Source organism: Kordia periserrulae (assembly GCF_003054265.1).
GTDB classification, from domain to species: domain Bacteria; phylum Bacteroidota; class Bacteroidia; order Flavobacteriales; family Flavobacteriaceae; genus Kordia; species Kordia periserrulae.
This window is the reverse complement of record NZ_QBKT01000001.1, coordinates 290621-308161: the sequence shown is the minus strand read 5'-3', so window position 1 is coordinate 308161 and position 17541 is coordinate 290621. Positions and strand designations below refer to the sequence as shown.

11 protein-coding genes and 1 riboswitch are annotated in these 17541 nt (G+C 38.2%); of the genes, 8 read left to right on the top strand and 3 right to left on the bottom strand.

All coding sequences use genetic code 11. The annotated features are described in order from the left end of the window. Positions 1-8: 8 nt before the first annotated feature. The 8 genes from thrA (at position 9) to metF (ending at position 15638) form a co-directional block, all read left to right on the top strand. Positions 9-2411, top strand: coding sequence for a bifunctional aspartate kinase/homoserine dehydrogenase I (gene thrA, locus C8N46_RS01400; RefSeq protein ID WP_245896683.1), 2403 nt, complete (start codon positions 9-11; stop codon positions 2409-2411). 415 nt (positions 2412-2826) lie between these two features. Then, entirely contained in the window at positions 2827-4002 is a 1176-nt protein-coding gene (locus tag C8N46_RS01395) for a trans-sulfuration enzyme family protein (protein WP_108113064.1), read from the top strand. Between the two features lie 73 nt (positions 4003-4075). Continuing rightward, complete coding sequence (locus tag C8N46_RS01390) at positions 4076-4333, top strand: hypothetical protein (RefSeq protein ID WP_108113063.1); 258 nt, start codon at positions 4076-4078, stop codon at positions 4331-4333. Between the two features lie 333 nt (positions 4334-4666). Beyond that, positions 4667-8932: an Ig-like domain-containing protein gene (locus C8N46_RS01385; RefSeq protein ID WP_146169693.1), complete on the top strand. Its 4266-nt coding sequence runs from the start codon at positions 4667-4669 to the stop codon at positions 8930-8932. A 135-nt stretch (positions 8933-9067) separates the two neighbouring features. Continuing rightward, a complete protein-coding gene (locus C8N46_RS01380; RefSeq protein ID WP_146169692.1) occupies positions 9068-10102 on the top strand; it encodes an SAM-dependent methyltransferase in 1035 nt (344 codons plus the stop codon). Positions 10103-10281: 179 nt separating this feature from the next. After that, positions 10282-10383: riboswitch (SAM riboswitch) on the top strand. A 278-nt stretch (positions 10384-10661) separates the two neighbouring features. Then, positions 10662-11663: a homocysteine S-methyltransferase family protein gene (locus C8N46_RS01375; protein WP_108113576.1), complete on the top strand. Its 1002-nt coding sequence runs from the start codon at positions 10662-10664 to the stop codon at positions 11661-11663. A gap of 113 nt (positions 11664-11776) precedes the next feature. Next, positions 11777-14485, top strand: coding sequence for a methionine synthase (metH, locus tag C8N46_RS01370; RefSeq protein WP_108113060.1), 2709 nt, complete (start codon positions 11777-11779; stop codon positions 14483-14485). A gap of 196 nt (positions 14486-14681) precedes the next feature. Further along, the gene (gene metF / locus C8N46_RS01365) at positions 14682-15638 is read left to right on the top strand and encodes a methylenetetrahydrofolate reductase [NAD(P)H] (RefSeq protein WP_108113059.1); all 957 of its coding nucleotides are present in this window, start codon (positions 14682-14684) and stop codon (positions 15636-15638) included. A 91-nt stretch (positions 15639-15729) separates the two neighbouring features. Here the strand turns inward: metF and C8N46_RS01360 are convergent, their stop codons facing one another. The 3 genes from C8N46_RS01360 to C8N46_RS01350 all read right to left on the bottom strand — a co-directional run bounded on the left by C8N46_RS01360 (position 15730) and on the right by C8N46_RS01350 (position 17436). After that, positions 15730-15933 (bottom strand): class I lanthipeptide, encoded by a 204-nt coding sequence (locus tag C8N46_RS01360; protein WP_108113058.1) that lies wholly within the window; start codon positions 15931-15933, stop codon positions 15730-15732. 599 nt (positions 15934-16532) lie between these two features. Continuing rightward, positions 16533-16733, bottom strand: coding sequence for a hypothetical protein (locus C8N46_RS01355; RefSeq protein WP_108113057.1), 201 nt, complete (start codon positions 16731-16733; stop codon positions 16533-16535). 487 nt (positions 16734-17220) lie between these two features. After that, positions 17221-17436 (bottom strand): hypothetical protein, encoded by a 216-nt coding sequence (locus tag C8N46_RS01350; protein ID WP_108113056.1) that lies wholly within the window; start codon positions 17434-17436, stop codon positions 17221-17223. Between the last annotated feature and the right edge of the window lie 105 nt (positions 17437-17541).

The window sequence follows — 17541 nt, the reverse complement described above, 5'->3', positions numbered from 1 at the left end:
ACATTGTTATGAAAATTTTAAAATTTGGTGGTACATCGCTCGCAAACGGAAAAGGAATTAAAGCCACAATAGACATCATCAAAGAAAAGGCAAAAAAACAAGAACATATTGCCGTGGTTTTGTCGGCACGCGGAAACGCAACGGACGAATTGCTAGAAATGTTAGAAAAAGCAATCAACAAAGAATCCTATCACGAACAATTGACCGCTTTTAAAGCCTATCAAAGTCAAATAGATCGCTCCATCGATTTTACAGAAGAATTCACTACGCTCGAAAATTTATTTCAAGGTGTTTATTTATTAGGCGATTACAGTGAAAAAATAAAAGATCAAATTGTGTCGCAAGGCGAATTGATTGCAGCAAAATTAGTGACCAATTTACTCAAAAAAGAAGGTGTCAACGCGCATTTTGCGGATGCTAGAAACTTGATTAAAACGGACAATTCCTTTGGCAATGCACGTCCTTTAGATACCATTTCGCGCAGAAATATTATCAATCATTTCAAATCGCACAACGGAACTACAGTGAATATTGTTACGGGTTTTATCGGTTCTAATCAAAACAATGAAACGACTACGTTGGGCAGAAACGGAAGCAATTATACCGCGGCGTTGTTGGCGAATTTTTTAGATGCGGAAGAGTTGCAAAATTACACACATGTAGACGGCATTTTTACCGCAAATCCTGATTTGGTCGCTGATGCGCGAAAAATCTCAGAATTATCTTTTAACGAAGCGAACGAATTGGCCACTTTTGGAGCAAATATTTTACATGCAAAAACTATGGTGCCACTGATTGAAAAAAACATTCCGTTGCGTATTTTAAACACCTTTAACAGCTCGGATGAAGGTACCATCATCAAGCAAAAAACGACTAAAAAAGGGATTAAATCAATTTCAGTAATGGAACATGTCGCGTTGATTAATTTGGAAGGAAGAGGTTTGCTAGGACGAGTAGGCGTAGATGCACGAATTTTTAAAACCATGAGCGAAAATGACATCAATGTGAGCATCATTTCACAAGGTTCGTCTGAGCGTGGAATTGGTTTGGTGATTGACGCTGCCAAAGCGACAAAAGCGATTGTTGCTTTGGAAAAAGAATTTGAAAATGATTTCTATAACAAAGATGTCAATAAAATTTCGGTTGTAGATGATGTCGCTGTGATTTCCATTATTGGGCAAGACCTGAGCGAATTTCACAAGCCATACAACGCGTTGATTAAAAATCAAATCGTTCCGATTCTGTTCAACAATACGGTTTCTGGAAAAAATGTGAGTTTGGTGGTTAAAAAATCACAATTACACAAAGCGATTAATGTCATTCACGGTCAAATTTTCGGAATTTCTAAAAAAATAAACATTGCCGTATTTGGAAAAGGCTTGGTCGGCGGCACGTTGCTCCATCAAATCATTACAAGCAAGAAAGACATTTTAGACAAAAACAATATCAAACTCAATGTGTTTGCGGTAGCAGATTCGCAACATGTATATTTAGACAAAAACGGCATTGCAGACAATTGGAAAGAAACATTCAAAAAAGAAAAAGTTGCCTACACGGTGCAACAAATTATTGATTACGCAAAAACACATCATTTAGAAAATTTAATTGCGGTAGATACCACGGCAAGTAAGGATTTCATTCATAATTATATAAGTTTAGTTAGTAATGGCTTCGATTTGGTTTCGGCAAATAAAATTGCCAATACGGTTGAGTACTCATTTTATGAAACGTTGCGAAGCGAACTCAAAAAGTATCAAAAAAATTATTTGTACGAAACCAACGTTGGAGCTGGATTGCCATTAATTGACACAATTAAATTATTGCACAAATCGGGTGAAAAAATCAACAAAATTCGCGGTGTTTTTTCAGGTTCGTTAAGCTATTTGTTTAATACGTTTTCGGTGGAAGATGTGTCTTTTAGTGACGTTTTAAAACAAGCGGAAGCAAATGGTTATACCGAACCGGATGCGCGTGAAGATTTATCGGGAAATGATGTGGCACGAAAGTTATTAATCCTTGCCAGAGAACTGGATTTGAAACATGAATTTTCAGACATTACCATTCAAAATTTATTGCCAGCGCACTTACAATCGATTCCGTTGCAGCAATTCAAAAAGAAAGTCACCGATTTGGATGAAACCTATCGACTCATCAAAGCGAATCAACCAAAAAATCACGTGTTGAGGTATGTGGGTGATTTATCAACAGAAACAGGAATTTTAGAAGTAAAACTAATTTCTGTTCCCAACAATACAGCATTGGGACAGATAAAAGGTTCCGATTCCATTTTCGAAATTTACACAGAAGCCTACAAAACACAACCTTTAGTCATTCAAGGCGCAGGCGCAGGCGCAGCAGTGACGGCAAGAGGCGTTTTTGGAGATATTTTACGACTAACGGAGAAGCTTTGAAACTAGAAATGTTAAATTTTAAATTATAAATGTTGAATGTTGAATTTTGAATTGAAAATTGTCACATCGAGCGCAGTCGAGATGCCTTTGATAAGCATAGTTCAAGTTATGAGTTAAAAGTGATGAGTTATGAGTGAAGTTTTGAAAAAGCAACGAATAACGAAAAACAGAAAAATTATAAATGCTCAATTTTGAATTGCACAAACGTCACTTCGAGTGAAATTTTCAAAGAAAATTTTGTATCGAGAAGTACTATGAAACTCAAAATGTAAAATGATAAATTTTAAATCTAAAAGTATTTAAAAAGAATCAAGAATCAAGAACCAAGAACCAAGAAACAAGACAAATAGACGAATTGACAAAAAACAAATCAACAAACACTTCGACAAGCTCAGTGTAAATAAAAAACAAAAAAATGACCTCAAACCATATAGAAACACAAGCAATTCGGACGCAAATTGAACGGACTGATTTTTTGGAACATTCCAATCCGTTGTACCTAACGTCGAGTTTTGTATTTGAAGATGCAGAAGACATGCGCGCTTCCTTTGCGGAAGAGAAACAACGAAACATTTACAGTCGTTTCACCAATCCAAACACGTCTGAATTCGTATCCAAAATTTGCAAAATGGAAGGTGCTGAAGACGGATATGCCTTTGCCACGGGAATGTCTGCCGTATTTTCAACATTTGCAGCCTTGCTCAATAGCGGCGATCATATTGTGTCGTCTCGCTCCATATTTGGTTCTACAAACAGTTTATTTACCAAGTTTTTGCCCAAATGGAATATCGAAACAAGCTATTTTAAAGTCGATGAAGTAGACAAGATAGCATCTTTAATTCAACCCAATACCAAAGTACTCTATGCAGAATCGCCCACAAATCCTGCTGTAGATATTTTGGATTTGGAATTGTTGGGAAACATTGCAAAAAAGCATAATCTAATCTTTATCGTAGACAACTGCTTTGCGACGCCATATCTGCAAAATCCAATACAATTTGGAGCCGATTTGGTCATTCATTCCGCTACTAAATTGATTGACGGACAAGGTCGTGTGTTAGGCGGTGTTACTGTTGGACGCGCTGATTTAATTCGTGAAATTTATCTCTTTTCCAGAAACACAGGACCTGCATTGTCGCCGTTCAACGCGTGGATATTATCCAAAAGTTTAGAAACCTTAGTCGTACGTGTAGAACGTCACTGTGAAAATGCTTTAAAAGTAGCAGAATTCTTAGAAACACATCCGCAAGTACAATTGGTAAAATATCCTTTTTTGCCATCGCATCCACAATACGAAACCGCCAAAAAGCAAATGAAATTGGGTGGAAATGTGGTCTCGTTTGAAATAAAAGGCGGCGTTGACGCAGGTAGAAAATTTTTAAACAGTATCAAACTTTGTTCTTTATCGGCAAACTTAGGCGACACACGTACCATTGTAACACATCCAGCATCGACAACACACAGCAAACTTTCTGTAGAAGACCGTTTGGAAACAAGCATTACGGACGGACTTATCCGTGTTTCGGTGGGACTTGAAAATGTACAAGATATCATTGCCGATTTGCAGCAAGCCTTAACAAATGAACGTTAAGTAAGGGAATCCCGTACTTCATGACGTGAAATTATTTTTACCTTTTTACCTCGTAACTAAAAATACAAACGTCATGAAAAAAAAGAACTTAAAAAATTTAGCATTAAACAGAAAAACCATTTCTAGTTTAGAATACAATAAAGCGGTTGGAGGTAATACAGCCAATTGTGTTCGAACTTTTGTGGACGCCAACGGAAATAATATTTGCTTGGTGACTTTTGATTGTCAACGAACAGACTATTGTGTGCCAATCTCAGACCAAGAATGTGTTAGTGTCTTTATTGATTGTATCACACAAACAGAAACGCCAACATGTAGAGATTGCGCATAACTCTAGGTGTAATAAACAGAAAATAGAGCGAACTTCGGTTCGCTTTTTTTATGAAATAACAAGACAGTTCGATATAAAAAATATATTTGTAATAAGCTATAAATCAAATAGTTGAAATAAAATGCCTTTTTGTGGTAAAATATCGTAAAAGCCTAGTAAATAGTGATGTATATTTTTGTCTTTTTACAACGCTTTAAGACTGTAGTTTCGACGAAATGTTTAAAAACGAGGTTGAAATGCATTTTTCTTAAGTTCAGTGAACAGATATATTTTATAATTTCAACGTGATTAATAATAAGCCAATTTTACGAATACCCCTAAATCTATCAGTCTATGAGAGCAAAACTACCATTGACTCTTATTCTATGTTATTTTATATCTGTGAATCTACAGGCACAGTGTAGCGGAATAAGTACAAACGCATGTAGCACTGCTGCGCCAACAGTAGTGGGAAGTAGTATAAGCTGTACTCCGCCAGCAAACCAAGGGGGAAGGCGAAATTTCAATGTCACCAACATGATAGCCGGAGCAACCTACAGGATTTCCAACTGTGGTTCAGGCTATGACACGCAAATGACCATCAGAGATTCTGGCGGAAATTTTGTGGCATTCAATGACGACAACGGACCAGCCTGCGTAGGAACTGCCGCTTCCATAGATTTTGTGCCAGCAACAACAGGCGATTACAGAATTCACTTAAATAGATACAATTGCGCAACTACCAACAATCTTAATGGCGATATTGTTGTTACTTTACTCTCCAACGGAGCTTCTGCGCCAGCCAATAATGCATGTGCCAATGCTACAGCACTTACCGTAAATGGAGCTGTCTGTACCACGAGTACTACTGGCACTACTTTATACGCAACGCAGAGTATCTCCGCAATCAGTTGTGGAGGTTATACAGGAAATGCAGACGACGATGTATGGTTTAGTTTTGTGGCAACAGCAACAGACCTGGATATTACGGTAACTCCAGGAACACTTACGGACGCTGTGGTAGATTTGCGTTCTGGTTCGTGTAATGGTACCAATATTGACTGTGCCGATGCGACAACGGGAAGCAATAGCGAACGAATAAGTGCTTCAGGACTAACGATTGGAAATACCTATTATGTGCGTGTGTACAGTTACGGAGGTTCTGGTGATGGAACCTTTGATATTTGTGTTACCACGCCTTCACTCATCAACTGTCAGCCAACAACCGATACACCAAGTAGAATGTATATTGACGAAGTATCTTTCTTGGGAACTTTGCAAGATGTAACCAATGCAGGTACAGGATACAGTACAGGATATCAAGATCACACTGGTTTAGCTACACTTTCCAGACAAGTAGAAGGAGAAGGTATCAATGTATATGTAGAAGCCGCTTTTAGATGTACGTGGAAAGCATGGGTTGATTGGAATCAAGATGATATATTTGACGAAGCTACGGAAGAAGTGTACAACTCAAACTTCATTTCAACGACCACGACGACTTTCGGGTTTGTCATTCCACTCGGAACTGCAGCTGGCGATTACAAATTGCGCATACGAAACTACACAGGATACAGTTACTCATCAGGAACGTACAACAACTCGTATGACTTTAATCCTTGTGAAGACTTTGTAAATACAGGTGCAACCCTTGATCAATTCGGGGAAGCGGAAGATTATCTATTCACAGTTGAACCGTATTGTGACGCGCTTATTGATACCATTACTGATGGAGAAACCTGCGGACCTGGAACGGTAGATTTATCAGTATCAGCATCTTTCTCTGGGTTTAAAAGATATCGATGGTACGATGCAGAAACTGGCGGAACCATGTTGGCAGAAACAAATTTAGGAAACTGGACAACGCCTTCTATTTCGGCAACAACCACTTATTACGTAACTGCATACAACGGAACCTGTGAATCGTGGGTGCGCGAGCCAATTGTGGCGAAAGTGAATCCGATTCCAACCATCAATGTAACGCCAGACATCAATAATAGAGTCGTATGTGGTGAAAACGATATGCTCGAAATCTCTGTTTCGGGCGATGTGGAAGATGTATTTTTAATAAATGAAGACTTTGAATCGGGTAGTTTGGGTGATTTTAGCAATGTGGTTATTGTAGATAATGGCGCGACTATCAATGCAAAAACGGCGTGGCAAGTTCAAACAAGTACCTTTGTGCCAGCAGAACAAGTATGGTTTCCAGCAATCTCTTCCGGATTTGGAAGTGATCAATTTGCACTGAGTAATTCAGATGTAGGTCAAGATGGTTCAGGGAATTCCTATGTAACGCACAATGCCTTACAATCCACAAGTTCGTACGATACTACGGATTTTGTCAACCTAACGTTTAGCTTCGATTGTTACTACTCACACTATCTAGCGGATGGAAATGGCGCAACAAACGATTATTTTACGGTGGAAGTTTCTACCGACAACACCAACTGGACAGCAATCACTTCTGATATTGTAGCCGATGTCGGAATTGGAACGAAGTTTGACAATCTTTCGTATGATTTATCTGCGTATATCAACGAACCAACACTCAGCGTTCGTATTCGCTTTTATGGTATTTGGGTAGATGGAATTGCGGTGGACAATATTCAACTTTATGGAGACAAAGATGTAACTGCTGTAGATTGGACAACGACTCCTTCTGGAATTATAGATTTATACATCGATACTGATAGCGACGGTGTTGGTGATACGCCGTACACCACAGGAAGTTACGAAACCGTATACGCAATGCCAACGTTACCGCAATTAGCACAAGCAAACTATTCGTTTACCATTGATGCGAATTTGGCAAATGGTTGTGGTGCAGTAAGTTCTAATTTTGATGTAACCAACAAAACACGAATATTTGAAAGTACCGCAGATGCTTGGGGAAATTCAGCCAACTGGGCGCAAAGTTTAGTGCCAACATCAGACGATTGTGTTATCATCAAAGACAACGGATTAACTATTGACACCAGAGCTTCAGGAGCAGGAGTAGCAAAAAATATTACCATAAAAAATGGCGGATATCTTGAAATGGATCCAGGTTCTTCCATTACGGTGACAGATTGGATTCGTGTAGAAGCTGGAGGAACGTTGCATGTGGCTGACGGTGCAAATCTTATACAGGTAACCGATGTAGCCTCCAATAACAACACAGGAGAAATAAATATGGATCGTGCCGTTACGGTTGGAAACTTAGACTATGTATATTGGTCAACTGCGGTAGAAGGTTTTGATGTGGGCAATATTTCGCCAGGTTCAAGTTATATATACGAATGGAACCCTACTGTAAGCGGAAATGGTATTGGAAATCATGGTTCATGGCAAGCTGCTTCTGGAACTATGGGAATTGGAAGTGGATATATTGTGAGAGGACTTTCTGGAACCAGTGTCGCGGGTACAGCAGAATTTATTGGACGTCCAAACAACGGTATCATTAATACCGCAGTATCAAGAGGTTCGTACACAGGAGTTGACTATCCTGGAGCGTATGGAACAACAACAACCGCAGAAGACGACAACTGGAACTTAATCGGAAATCCATATCCATCAGCAATCTCTGCAGATGTTTTTATTGCAGCTAATGCTGCTACCATTTCAGGAACAGTATATTTATGGAGACATCTCAGTGCGCCAAGCAATGCCTATGGCGATCCTTTCTATGGCGATTACTATTATAACTACAACGAAAACGATTATATCCAATACAACAGTACAGGGTCAAATCCGGCAGGATTTAACGGAAACATTGCGGCAGGACAAGCCTTTTTTGTCTTTGTAGACGATGCCGCACCTGCTTCAACCACGGTTCAGTTTAACAACTCCATGCGTGGTACAGCGTACACTAATGATCAATTTTATAGAGCATCCGACGTAGCAGATGTGCAATTTGAAAACAGTGATACAGAAAGCGATACGTCAACCACAACCATTGAAAAAAATAGAATTTGGTTAGACATTATTGCGCCAAACAACAAAGCGGCTTCTACACTTATTGGGTACATTACAGGTGCATCAAACAGTGCAGATAATCTTTACGACGGATTAAATCTAAGCAATGCGCCAACGCAAATCTATTCGCTCATTGGAGATGAAAAAATGGCGATTCAAGGAAGAGCGGTTCCTTTTGATAGCAATGACCAAGTACCATTAGGTGTAACCATCGCGCAAAGCGGAAATTATACCATTGCTATTAACGCGCTCGACGGACTTTTTAATGCAACAAATCAAGAAATTTATTTAGAAGATACGTACACAAGTACCGAACACAATTTACGTTTGACACCGTATAACTTCTATTCTGAAAATGGAGAATTTGAAGACCGTTTCATCTTAAAATATGTTGCTGCAGCCAGCAGCACCTTAGGTGTGGATGATTTCGACGCAAACACAGGAATTGTAATTACGACAGGTCAACAGCAAATAAAAGTACATGCGTATAACAGTCAAATAGACGAAATTACCATTCACGATATTCTTGGAAAACGTTTAATACACAAAGGTAATATCAGACAAGAAGTATATGACATTACGAATTTAAAACCGACAAATAGTACGCTTATCGTAAAAGTGGTATTAGAAAACGGGAAGCAGAAAATTCAAAAAGTGATATACTAACAACTCTGTATCAATCGTTTTGCAAAAAGCACTCTTTATGTTTATAGAGAGTGCTTTTGTGTTTTTAAAAATAAACTTCTTTTTTATATAAAAAAACATGTCAGAAAATAACCAAAACTAAAAACACAAAGAAATATGGGTTGCGAAATCAAAACGCATCACTTACTTTTATGCAAAATCAAAACAAGCATGCTACGCAATACGATTAAAGACCTCGCTACAAAACTTCTCAATAGTTCGCCTGACTTTGAAACCATAAAAAATACGGTTGACGAAATTCACAAGCACTATCTAGAAACCACTAATATTTCTGACTACAGAGAAGGCATGCAATACAACGCTGCAGTACCCACAGCAAGCGGAAAAGCACTGTCGCTCAATCACGCTGCTGCCTGTTTATTAGATTACCACAGAACTGCCAAATTTTTAAAAGGAATGGTAGCCTTGATTCGTGAAAAGCAACAACAACATCCCAACGAAACGATTCACATATTCTACGCGGGTTGCGGACCGTACGCGCCATTTGTCACCTTAGTAGCGCCGTTATTTGAAGCTTCCGAAGTACAATTTGCCGTATTAGAAATCAATCCGGACTCTATCAAAATGGCAGAAAAACTCGTAAAATCATTAGATTTAGCAGCGTACGTTACCAATTTCTACAATGCAGATGCGGTAACCTTTCAAATTCCAGATGCTAAAAAATACCACATTCTCTTTAGCGAAACGTTAGATGCTTTATTATATCGAGAATCATACGTGCCAATTCTGTGGAACATGCTACCGCAACTTTCGGAAAACTGCGAACTCATTCCAAACAATGTCATAGTAAAAGCAAGCTTAACCTATCCGCAAAAAGAAGGTGAAGACACACGAAAAGAAAAAGAAGTTGCTACCATTTTAGACGTTCGAAAAGCAGTAAACAGCAGTGACGGAAGCAAAGCACTTCCAGAAACATTTGAAGGTGTTACCATCAACTTAGCAGGCGATGAACGTTACCATACCATGATTATCGACACCAAAGTACACGTCTGTAAAGACATTTGGCTAACAAGAAACGAATCCTCACTCAGCATTCCGTTTGAAATGGAAATCGTATATCCACTCGATGCTCCAAACGTCACCTTTTTCTATCAACTCAAACCATCTGTAGAACTTAAACTTCAAAATTAGTTGTCGGTTGTCGGTTGTCAATCAACAAATCGACGAATAGACAAATAACAAACAACGAAAAACAGACAACCAACCCAAAACCCAAACCGAAAACGTTATCGTTTAAAAATCAACTAAAAATATTTGCATCTTCTTGTTCTATACTGTTTCTTTGTAGCAAATAGTTCATACAAATATTGTCGTTATCAAGAAAGGTTGAGGGAATAGACCCGCTGACGCCTTAGCAACCCTTTACATTTAAAGAAGGTGCTACATTCTACTGCAGTGCAGATAGATAACTAAGTGAAATTCACACCATTTCCTACTACTTTTTTGATAATAATTTGGGCGTTACCCTAACGGGTCAGGCTATCCGCAGTCGCTTTTGTACGCTGTCATTCCTGCGTAGGCAGGAATCTCATCATACAAAGAGCTCCAACAATGCTCCTATCCTTAACGCAAGGATATAAAGTTGTTGAGTAAAGCCGAAGTATCCTTAACGACAAGTTCCCACGAAAGTGGAATCTCAAAGAAATATTTTGAAAAAAGACAAAACGTATGAACACTATAAAAAATGAAAATGAAAAACATCTGGAACGAACTAGAAAAAAGAATACTAGTGCTCGATGGCGCTATGGGAACCATGTTGCAAGCTTATAAATTCACGGAAAAAGACTTCCGTGGCGAACGTTTTAAAGACTTCAATGTGTCACTGCAAGGAAACAACGATTTGCTGTCCATTACGCAACCACACGCCATCAAAGAAGTACATGCAAAATACTTTGCCGCAGGTGCAGACATCGTAGAAACCAATACCTTCTCAGGGACAACCATCGCGATGGCAGACTATGAAATGGAAGACTTAGTGTATGAACTCAACTACGAATCTGCCAAAATTGCCAAAGAAGTCGCGGACGAATTCACGGCTAAAGAGCCATACAAACCACGTTTTGTTGCAGGCTCTATCGGTCCCACCAACAAAACAGCAAGCATGTCGCCAGATGTAAACGATCCAGGATATAGAGCCGTCACCTTTGACGAATTGCGCATTGCGTACAAACAACAAGTAGAAGCGCTCATTGATGGAGGCGTGGATATCCTACTCGTAGAAACCGTTTTTGATACGCTAAACGCCAAAGCGGCACTATTCGCAATAGAAGAAGTCAAGGCAGAACGAAATATCAAAATTCCAATCATGCTAAGTGGCACCATTACGGATGCCAGTGGCAGAACTTTGTCCGGACAAACAGCAGAAGCATTTCTCATCTCGGTTTCTCACATTCCGTTGCTCTCTGTCGGATTCAACTGCGCATTGGGTGCAAACCTATTGCAACCACACTTAGAAGCCATTGCTAACAAAACAGACTTTGCCATTTCGGCACATCCAAATGCAGGATTGCCAAATGCTTTCGGAGAATACGACGAATCACCTGAAGAAATGGCGCTTCAAATAGAAGAATATCTCAAAAAAAATCTCATCAACATCATCGGAGGTTGCTGCGGAACCACACCAGCACACATCAAAGCCATCGCCGAAGTAGCTGCTAAATATGAACCTAGAAGATTGGTTGTTAGTGCTTAAAAAATAAAAAGTTTACATCGAAAATTGTCAATCAAAACCATAAAAGACAAATCGACAAATTGACAAAAAACGAATAACAAAGAACAAGCGGAACAACGAAAAGAAAAAGAAAAATGCAATACCCAACATCCAATACCCAACACCCAACACCTAAAAAGCAAACAAAATTCATGCGTCTTTCTGGTTTGGAACCCTTGGTTTTAAACGAGAATAGCAACTTTATCAATGTTGGTGAACGTACCAATGTCGCAGGTTCTCGGAAGTTTTTACGACTCATCAAAGAAGAGAAATACGATGAAGCGTTGGCAATTGCCAGACACCAAGTAGATGGCGGCGCGCAAATTATCGATATCAATATGGACGACGGTTTGATTGATGGGAAAGAAGCGATGGTAAAATTCCTAAATCTCATTGCTGCCGAACCTGATATTTGCCGCGTTCCTATCATGATTGATAGCTCCAAATGGGACATCATTGAAGCCGGATTGCAAGTAGTACAAGGAAAATGTGTGGTCAATTCTATTTCGTTAAAAGAAGGCGAAGAAAATTTTATTTGGGAAGCTACGCAAATCAAACGCTATGGTGCGGCAGTCATTGTGATGGCTTTTGATGAGGTTGGACAAGCTGATAACTACGAACGCCGATTGGAAATTGTAGCGCGTTCTTACGATATATTGGTCAATAAAGTTGGTTTTCCTGAAGAAGATATCATTTTTGACTTAAACATATTTCCGGTCGCCACAGGAATGGAAGAACATCGCAAAAACGCCATAGATTTTATAGAAGCAACACGCTGGACGCGCGAAACCTATCCGAATGTAAGTGTGAGTGGTGGCGTGAGCAATGTGTCGTTTTCGTTCAGAGGAAACAATGTAGTGCGAGAAGCAATGCACTCAGTGTTTCTCTATCATGCCATTCAAGCTGGAATGAACATGGGAATCGTAAATCCGACCATGTTAGAAGTCTATGACGACATTCCAAAAGACTTGTTAGAACACGTAGAAGATGTCATTCTCGATCGTCGCGATGATGCTACAGAACGTTTACTAGACTTAGCAGAAAGCTACAAAGGAACCAAAAAAGCAGACACAGAAACAATCCAAGAATGGCGCAATTACGAATTGCAGGAACGCATCACGCATTCGCTTGTCAAAGGAATTGATAAATACATTATCGAAGATGTCGAAGCAGCACGTTTGCAAGCTGAAAAACCAATTGAAGTCATTGAAGGACAACTCATGACGGGAATGAATGTGGTGGGCGATTTGTTCGGTTCTGGAAAAATGTTTTTACCACAAGTCGTAAAATCGGCACGTGTCATGAAAAAGGCGGTGGCGTATTTGCAACCGTTTATCGAAGCTGAAAAAGGCGAGCAACAACAAGCGGTTGGAAAAGTATTAATGGCAACCGTAAAAGGAGATGTACACGATATCGGAAAAAATATTGTAAGTGTTGTGCTAGGTTGTAATAACTATGAAATTGTTGACTTAGGCGTGATGGTGCCGCCAGAAAAAATCATTGAAACGGCCAAAGCAGAAAACGTAGATATCATCGGGTTGTCAGGTTTAATCACGCCTTCGCTCGATGAAATGGTGTATTTGGCAAAAGAAATGGAACGTCAAAACTTGGAGATTCCGCTGTTGATTGGTGGTGCCACGACTTCCAAAGCGCATACAGCTGTAAAGATTGATCCAGAGTATAAAAACGCGGTGGTACATGTCAATGATGCTTCACGAGCAGTTACGGTGGTTGGCGATTTATTAAACAAGAAAAAATCTAAAACATATCGCGATCAGTTAAAAAAGGATTATGACGAATTCCGTGAAAAGTTTTTAAAGCGTAAACAGAAAAAATCATACATCTCTTTAGCAGAAGCACGCCAGAAAAAATATAAAATCGATTGGGAAACTAGCAATATTGTAAAACCGAAAGAACTTGGCATTCAGAAGCTGACGCAGTTAAGTTTAAAAGAATTGGTTCCGTATATTGACTGGAGTCCGTTTTTCCGTTCGTGGGATTTGCACGGTCGTTTTCCTACTATTTTAGAAGACAACGTCGTTGGCGAACAAGCAACACAATTGTACAATGACGCTACGAACATGATTGAGGAAATCATCGCAAAACAATCACTAAAAGCAAAAGCTATTTTTGGACTGTTTGAAGCAAATACGATTCACGACGATGATATTTCCATTCAGAAAAACGGAAAAGAAATTGCGGTGTTTAGAACCTTGCGCCAACAATTAGAAAAGCGACAAGAAGTGCCCAATATTGCGTTAGCAGATTTTATCGCGCCTAAAGAAAGCGGTAAGCAAGATTATATGGGTGCGTTCTGTACTGCTATTTTTGGTGCGGACGAATTGGCAAAAAGCTACAAAGAACAAAACGACGATTACAACGCGATTATGGCACAAGCCATTGCCGATCGTTTTGCGGAAGCCTTGGCAGAATATTTACACAAGCAAGTGCGAACGAAACATTGGGGTTACGCTGCTGCAGAAGATTTATCAAATGAAGAGCTCATCAAAGAAACGTATAAAGGAATTCGTCCTGCGCCAGGCTATCCTGCATGTCCAGATCACTTGGAAAAAGAAACGATTTGGGAATTGCTAGATGTGGAAAACGTTATTGGCGTTTCGCTCACTGAAAGTTTAGCAATGTGGCCAGCCGCCGCTGTTTCAGGATACTATTTTGCCAATGAAGAAGCGAAATACTTCGGACTTGGAAAAATAACCAGCGACCAAGTAGCAGATTTCGCCAAACGAAAAGGAATCACGGTTGAAAAAGCGCAAAAATGGTTGCATCCTGTGTTGGCAGATTAGTCTATGAATTTTAAATGTTGAATGTTGGATTTTGAATTTTTCTTGAATCAAGAAACAAGAATCGAGATTCAGTAAATTAATAGGCATTTCGGCAAACTCAATGTAAACACGAATCAACAGAAAGAAGAAAAAGAGAAAAAGAAAGAATATTTAACAAAGATTCCCGCTTTCTCGGGAATGAAACCTAAAGGATTAAATGAAAGTAACAGAACATATTGCACAATCAGAAGGAAAAACCTTGTTTACCTTTGAAATATTACCACCGTTAAAAGGACAAGACATCAAATCTATTTTTGATAATATTGATCCGTTAATGGAATACAAACCACCATTTATTGACGTTACCTATCACCGAGAAGAATATACGTTTAAAGAGTTGGAGAATGGATTATTGAAAAAGCAAGTTGTGAAAAAACGTCCTGGAACGGTTGGAATTTGTGCGGCGATTCAAAATAAATACTCAGTAGACGCGATTCCGCATATTTTGTGTGGTGGATTTACCAAAGAAGACACGGAAAATTTCTTGATTGACTTAGATTTCTTGGGAATTGATAATGTAGTGGCGTTACGTGGTGATGCCGTAAAAAGTGAAATCTATTTTAAAGCTGAAAAAGAAGGACATCGCTATGCGTCTGAATTGGTTAGTCAGATACAAGACTTGAACAATGGAAAGTATTTGGATGAAGAATTGCAAAACTCTTCCGCAACCGATTTTTGTATTGGTGTGGCAGGTTATCCTGAAAAGCACATGGAAGCACCGAGTTTGGATTCGGACATTCACTTTTTAAAGAAAAAAATAAAAGCAGGCGCAGAATATATTGTAACGCAAATGTTTTTTGACAATCAAAAATACTTCGATTTTGTAGAAAAATGCCGAAAAGAAGGCATTACTGTTCCTATCATTCCAGGATTAAAACCGATTGCAACGCGCAAACAATTAAACTTGATTCCACATCGTTTCAAAGTAGATTTACCAGACGATTTGATTATGGAAGTGGTTCGTTGTAAAGATAACAAAGCAGTGCGCCAAGTAGGAATTGAGTGGTGTATTCAGCAAAGTAAAGAATTGGTGGCGGCTGGCGTTCCTATTTTGCATTACTATTCTATGGGAAGATCGAGCAATATTGAAGCCATTGCGAAAGAGATATTTTAGTCGAAATTGTAAGCGATTATACTTAAAAATGTAAAGAGAGGAACAAACATGTTCCTCTCTTTTTGTATACACGAATGCGTGTGTTTGTAGCCTAAAGGTCTCTTGTGCCTCTGTCAAAGATTCCGCAGTTGTAACCACCGTCACAAGCTGTGTAATCAATTGTTTGACACCAGTTTTCTGATTCACAGATATACACAGATTGCCAAGGATCATTTCCTCCTTTTAAGTCGTTAGGATTAAAATTTGCAACGGCTGCCTTTTTTAAAGATAACTTTTTAATAGATTTTTTCTTCATGATTTATGTATTTATTATTAATGATAAGATATTGAAAATCAATAATAAAATGCAGATTTTTACAGTACAAAAAGTATGTTTTTTCTATAATTTATAGGTTATTTTAAAAAGAAAAGAGAGGAACTTTAGCTCCTCTCTTTTAATGCATAATTGAAAAGTTGTATCAACAATACCCAACTCTCGGATCAAACAAGTTGAGCAGTTGCCTTTCAACAATTAGTAATTATTACTAACTCATTTATGCAGTGTGAGTTGTCCTTGTTGCTTTCAACGCAGCAAAAGAACAATCTTAAAACTTAACTATTTACTTTTTTTCATGGTTTGTAATAAATAAGTTTCTCGATTTAACACACATCTATTCTCGTATTAAAATAACCACATTCTACATTTCCATAACATTTTGTCACATTAATAGTGTCACAAAAATTATTCACAGAATTGCAGATGTGAAATGAATCTCCCAATCCACCTTTCACGGTAAGAATATTTATATTTAAAGTAGAAACTGAAGATTTCTTTAACTTTAAAGATGTAACTGATTTTTTCTTCATGATTTTGTTTTTTAATTGAATTTTATAACCCAATTTTCAACTGTTTATTTACCAAGGTTGGTCAGTAGGAACTGCATAAATTTGACACTGCAATTCGCCTCTACATCTTGTGTAATCTATAGTTGCACAAATATCTTCTGACTGGCAAAAGAATTCAGAATCACCGGTTCCTCCTTTAATCGCTTTGGTATTCAAATCAGAAATTGATTTCTTGTTCAACGATAACTTTTGAATTGATTTTTTCTTCATGATAATAAATTTTTTGAATGCTAAATTTAGAAAAAACGTCACAAAAACGTCTTAGGTTTTACATTACTAGAAGTAGGTGTTCGCTGTATTTAACATTTAAAACAAAAAAAGAGGAATGCCTTAAATTCCTCTTTTTTAACTAAACATAAAATCGATTATTTTAGAAATCAGTTTGTCGATTGCACCTAGTAGCAATCTATCATAGCATCGCAAATAGTCTATTATAGCCTCAAGAGATTCTAGCCTTAAAAATACGAATCCCTTAAATGACAAAATAGGAAGCACACGAAAAAGCTTCTAAATTTGCGTGTATGTATATTTATTACATAATGTAATTTTGTTGTGTAAAACTATTAAAAAACAGAAAGTTACTGTGCGGGTTTTACAATACTTTACATACGTGATTGCTGTAAGTGTAAAAATAGGATGTATAAAAAAGAGAGATTCGTTAAAAATCTCTCCTTGATGATGGTTTATAAACTAAAAACTAACGTTGTGGTTCTTGATAAATTTGACATATATACTCTCCATTGCATGCTGTATAATCGATAGTTTCGCAAAAATTAAAGGAAAAGCAAGAGAAATTAACGGACACACATGGAAAATCCGAATTTGCATCGTTTCCACCTTTTACAACTGCCATATTCAAGTTGGAAACAGCTGCTTTTTTTAAGTGTAACTTGTGAATTGATTTTTTCTTCATGATATATGGTTTTTAGATTGATTTAAAATTATGAAAATGAAACAGTTAGTTCCGAAGGTTTTTCAATACCAGAAGTATGTGGATGCTGTAGTTAACATTTATCGT